Annotated in this window: 4 protein-coding genes; 3 read left to right on the top strand and 1 reads right to left on the bottom strand. The window is 54.2% G+C overall.

From position 1 onward, the window contains the following. Positions 1–206 precede the first annotated feature (206 nt). The gene (locus B3520_RS11880) at positions 207–872 is read right to left on the bottom strand and encodes an SDR family oxidoreductase (protein WP_286806043.1); all 666 of its coding nucleotides are present in this window, start codon (positions 870–872) and stop codon (positions 207–209) included. A 427-nt stretch (positions 873–1299) separates the two neighbouring features. Between B3520_RS11880 and B3520_RS11875 the strand changes: the two genes are divergently transcribed. The 3 genes from B3520_RS11875 to B3520_RS11865 form a co-directional block, all read left to right on the top strand. Next, positions 1300–4170: a TonB-dependent receptor gene (locus tag B3520_RS11875; protein ID WP_286876117.1), complete on the top strand. Its 2871-nt coding sequence runs from the start codon at positions 1300–1302 to the stop codon at positions 4168–4170. Positions 4171–4326: 156 nt separating this feature from the next. Further along, on the top strand, positions 4327–5385 hold the full coding sequence (locus B3520_RS11870) for an aldose epimerase family protein (RefSeq protein WP_286806039.1): 1059 nt from the start codon (positions 4327–4329) through the stop codon (positions 5383–5385). A gap of 9 nt (positions 5386–5394) precedes the next feature. Continuing rightward, a partial coding sequence (locus B3520_RS11865; RefSeq protein ID WP_286876116.1) for a glycoside hydrolase family 97 N-terminal domain-containing protein occupies positions 5395–5656 on the top strand: 262 nt, incomplete at its 3' end.

The raw sequence follows: 5656 nt of genomic DNA, 5'->3' as shown, positions 1-5656 counted from the left end.
GTAGGGCGGATAAGCGCGAAGCGCGCATCCGCCGTTACCACGCCCCGAATCTCCCAAGCTGCGCAGGGCGGATCGGTCCGACGCATCGGAGGCCAACGGCCGCATCCGCCGTTACCCAACCCATGCATCCATCGTTCACACATTGGCTCCCGTAGGGTGGATAAGGGGCGAAGCCCCGTCATCCACCGACTTAAACCGGAGCGAACCTACCAAGGCAACACCTGCCCATTCGAATGCCAAAAGGTCCCGGTATTTTCCAGACTCAGCTCATCAATCCGCTGCACCAACCGCTGGGCAGCCTCATCCGGCGTGATATCCCCGTGACCACCAATCATTTCGGTGCCCACCAGACCGGGGTGCAAGATGGCTACCGCCACCTCCTGTTTCTTCAGATCTTCCGCCAGCGACTTGCCCGCCGCGTTTAACGCCGCCTTGGACATCCGGTAACCGTAGCGACCGCCGCTGGTATTGTCCGCGATGGACCCCATCCGGCTGGTGATCAATGCGACCTTGCCGCCCTTGGCCAACTGCTTGTGCAGGGCATTGGTCACCAAAAGCGGTGCCAGCGCATTGGTTTCGAACTGGTCCCGGATACTGTCGACGTTCAAACGCCCCAACTGTTCGTCCCGCAGGATACCGGCGTTGTTGATCAAAAGGTCGATCGATACCCCTTCAAGGGCCGCGACCAGCGTCTCGACGCCTTTGGGGTCGGCCACATCCACCCCATCAATAATAGTGGCCCCGCTGTTGGCCAGGGCATCCGAAGCCTGGCGACAGGCGGCGTACACCTTGTCCCCCCGGGCAATAAACCGTTTCACAAAGGACAGGCCAATACCGCGGTTGGCGCCGGTGATTACCACAGTCTTGCTCATTGGGAGAACCTCCGTTTTTTGAGTGGGAAATGAAGGGATGGGGGGTAAATACCGGGTTTCAACCCCGAGGAGGGAGGTTGATGGTTCTATTTAACATATATATAGGAAGGCTGGATGCCAAAATGGCGACCTGGAGGGATATGTTTGAGCGGACATGACCTGAACCCCACCTTAATTATCATATATATTATGATGAAATATGCGTTATATGGGGTCCGAGGATAAATTATCTGTGGTATATCAAAAGTATTTGCCTTAAATGCCCCAAAATAGAGCGATAAATGTATGATAAAAGGGTTGCTAGGCTTATTGTCATACGATAGTATTGTTTTGCTCCGTTATTAAAAATAACCAGTACTTGGGAGCGAGCCGGACCATATCGGCAGTTCTCAGGTGCGACTATGAAACCCGCAGGAGAGTTGCAATTATGTTTAAGCGTTCCCTACTAAGCCGCAGTATCGCTGCGTCCATCGCCCTGGCTGGCCTGCCCATGCTGGCTCAAGCCCAAGACACCCAAGACGAGCCTCTGCTAGAAGAAGTCGTTGTTACCGGTATTCGTGCAAGCTTGAACAAAGCCATTGATATCAAACGCGAATCCATGGATGTCATGGACTCCATCGTGGCAGAAGATATCGGTAAGCTGCCGGATAACAACGTGGTTGAGTCTCTCCAGCGTGTAGCTGGTGTTCAGGTTACGGATCGTGCCGGTGGTGAAACCAACGTGGTCAGTATCCGCGGTCTTACTGATGTGAGCACCACGGTAAACGGTCGTACCATCTTCACAGCTTCTGGCCGTGCTGTTGCGCTGGCGGATATCCCCTCTACTCTGGTTTCACGAGTTGATGTGGTCAAGAACCGCTCAGCGGAAACCTACGAAAACGGTATTGCCGGCCAGATTGACGTGCACACCTTCCGTCCGTTTGATTTCGACGGCTCTCGCGTATCGGTTTCTGCTCGTGGCATTTACTTGGAAGAAGCTGAAGAAGTGAACCCGACCATCAGTGCGCTTTTCAGCGATCGGTGGGATACCGCAGCGGGGGAGTTTGGTGCACTTGTTAACGTGTCCTATAGTGAAACCAAATATCGTGACCAGTCCACTACGCCGGGGGCTCAAATACCATTTATTGCCCAAGGTCGAGATCTTCCAGATGACCCAAACATCCTTGATGCGAACGGTAATGTTGTAGATCAGCGTTATGTAGATCTACAGCGTATTTTTCCGACTCGTCCTGGCGTGCAGGAAAATCCAATTTGGACCGCTGGTTTAGAGAATGGCTTGCCGACCGCGCAGGGGTCAACATTGGATATAAACGGTGATCCTGCAGAATACTACATTTCCCGTGACGCGATGTTCATGTCGGACTTCACCGGCGAGCGTGAACGCCCCGCTGCCAATGTGTCTTTTCAGTTCGCGCCGAATGACCGTAGCGAGTACACCTTTGAAGCGTTCTACAATGGTTACCGTAACGAAGGTTTCAACTCATTAAACTTTGCCTTTGTAGATTGGTGGGGCAGCCTTGGTGGGTTGAGCGATGACGTGACTGATACCTTTGAGCTGTATGAAGGAACCAACGTCATCAAAGAGCGTACCATTCGTGATGGTTTCACCTTTGGTAGCGGTGACTACTCAACCGGAAAAACCGACTCTTATGTTTACGCTCTGGGCGGTGACTGGGAGCTGACCGATAAGCTCAACCTGAAGTCTGAACTGGTGTACCAGGACAGTGAGTTTGAGTCCAGCTTCATTGCGATGCGCAGCACCAATGTTCGCTATGAAACCTACGCCAACTTCAGCAATAACCCGAGCATTGAGTTCCGGGACAACCCGGCCACTCCGGATGTTGATGAAGGCGATCAAAGCGACATTTCCCAGTTCGCCATGGCGGAAATGTACGATAGTGGAGAGCGCAACGAGGGTTCTGCAGTTACCTTTACCGCCGATGCCGAGTACTTCACTGACGGCGCGTTCTTCAAGAAGATCGATTTTGGTATCCGTCACGACGTGCGCGATGCCACCGAGTACGCACGTACTCAGGACGCTGCACCTTGTGATGTCGTAAACACCACTGGCGATGCGGCTAACTGCCAGTTCTCTACTTATGAAGATGATGGCATTGCGTACATCAACAGTGGCTTTATGGATGCGCTGGACGTGCCTCGCACTTGGGCGGTGGTTGATGGCCCTTACCTTAAGGCAAACCGTGATTACTTCACTGGTCTCTACGGTCTGGATGCCAATGATCCGCTGCTGGAAGAGTTTGCCATCGAGGAGACCAACACCGCACTGTACGTCGATGCGGAGTTTGAGACCGAAATCGCTGGTAAGCGTCTCGATGGTCAGGTTGGCCTCCGCTACGTTGATGTGACCACCGATACCGTCTTTACCGATCAGGTGGACTTCTCTGAAACCGAGGGCAGCACAGACAACCAGGAGCTTCTGAGCTTCTTGTCTCTGCGCTACAACCTTACTGATGAGCTGATCGCGCGCTTTAACTACGGTGAAACGCTGCGTATGCCCGGATTTGGGGACCTGAATCCGACCATCAACTACTTCGACGATATCACCAACATTGGTTATGGTACTGCGACTGGCGGCAACGCCGACTTGCAGCCGACCACTTCCCAGAACTACGACTTGTCTCTGGAGTGGTACTTCGGTGATGCCAGCAATGCCTACGTAACTCTGTTCCAGCGCGACATCGAAGGCCTGGTTGTTGGTTTCCGTAACCGAGTGAACCGCCAGATTGAAGGTTATGAAACAGATACTTTCATTCTGTCTCAGCCGGATAATGCTTCAGATGGTGAGCTGTCAGGTGTGGAAATCGGGTTCAACTACTTCCCCGAGAACCTCGAAGGCTACTGGGACGGTCTGGGTGTCCAGTCCAGTTTCACCTTCCTGGATTCGGAGCAGGTTAACCCGGTTACTAACAGCGAAGGTGAAGTGACCAGCTACGAAGTGGGTCCGATGTTTGGTGTGTCTGACACCTCCTACAGCGTAGCGGTGGCTTACGAGCGCGATACTTTTGACGCCCGTCTGGCTTATGTATGGCGTGAAGACTTCCTCAACAACAATGAGGCCGCTTTGTTCGCCAACCCGCTGGGCGTGTACCGCGACCCGCAGAGCTCTCTGGACTTCCAGTTCAGCTACAACGCAACCGATGAGTTGGTGCTGACTTTTGATGCAACCAACCTGACTGATGAGGTTTACCAGAGCCGTTACGGCAACAGTGATCTGCATACCTTCGGTAACTGGCAGATCAGCCGCACCTTTGCCCTGGGCGCTCGCTACTCCTTCTAAGGAGCGCGAGCAACCATCAAGGTTGCGTACCGTTCAAACCGAACTTGGCCAACCCTCCGGGGTTGGCCTTTTTTTTGTGTCTGGCCTCCCGGCCGCCTGCTGTTATACCATTCACCTTTGACCGCCGACTTTTACCCATTCAGAGGAATCTGATCTATGCCCGTTCAATCCGCCCCGTTCGAAAGTCTTCCCGATGGCCGTGAGGTCACTCAATTCATTTTGCGCAATAGCAAGGGGATGGAAGTCCGCCTGATCAACTACGGCGGCATCATTACCCACCTGTTCGCGCCGGACCGGAACGGCAATGTTGCCGACGTGGTTGTGGGGTTTGATGAACTTGCCCCTTATCTGACGGATTCCCCGTATTTCGGGGCGCTGATTGGCCGCTTTGGCAACCGTATCGCGGGCGGCCAGTTTGAGCTGGACGGCGTTGAGTATCGCCTGGATCAGAACGATGGTGAGAACCATCTGCATGGCGGGGTTGAGGGTTTTGACAAAAAACTCTGGGATGCCGAACCGTTTGAGGATGACCGTGGTGCCGGCGTCCGCCTGAGCCTGGTCAGTCCCGATGGCGATCAGGGGTATCCGGGCAACTTGTCCGTCACCGTGGAGTATTGGCTGACCGATGACAATCAATTGATTACCGACTACCGTGCTACCACGGACAAGGCGACCCCGGTCAACCTGACTCAGCACAGCTATTTCAATCTGGCGGGTAAGGGCACCGTGCGCGACCATCAGCTTACCCTGAACGCGTCAAAGTACACCCCGGTCAGTGACAAATTGATACCGGAAGGGCCTCTGGTTGAGGTGGCCGGTACGGCCTTCGACTTCCGTAAGCCCAAAACCATTGGGGCGGAAATTGACGCGGATGACATTCAGCTAAAGCGCGCCAACGGTGGCTATGATCATAATTTTGTCGTCGACCGTCAGGGTGGGCAGGGTGAGGTGCTTGCCGCGCGGGCCGAAGAGCCGGTTTCCGGGCGTGTGTTGGAGGTCTGGACGGAAGAGCCGTGTTTCCAGCTGTACACCGGCAATTTTCTTGACGGTTCGGTGGAAGGGAAGGGTCAAAAACAGATCCGTCACGGCGCCTTCTGCGTCGAACCGCAGCATTTTCCTGATTCGCCCAATCAGGACCGTTTCCCGTCCACGATTGTGCGTCCGGGAGACACCTACCACACCCGGATGAGCTTCCGTTTTTCTGTTTCCTCGTGAGGCTTGAGAATGAAAAACCTTATACAGTTATCCGGTGTGTTTGGGGGATTGTTGGTTGCTGGTTGTGTTGCACTGCCACAGAACTCTGACGTTGCATTGAACAGTCCGGATGGCAGCGTCCGGGTCAGTGTTTCGCTGAACGCCCAGGGTGCGGCGGAATACCAGGTCTTTCACGACGAGCGAGCCGTGCTCGAGCCGTCGGACCTGGGCATCCGTTTACAGAATGCCGCTTTTGAACAAGGTCTGTCTCTGACGAGCGCATCCGAGCCGG

This window comes from Marinimicrobium sp. UBA4509 (assembly GCF_002388575.1).
Classification (GTDB): domain Bacteria; phylum Pseudomonadota; class Gammaproteobacteria; order Pseudomonadales; family Cellvibrionaceae; genus Marinimicrobium; species Marinimicrobium koreense.
Note: the sequence above shows the minus strand (reverse complement) of the source record. Positions and strands in the feature narration are given on the sequence as shown.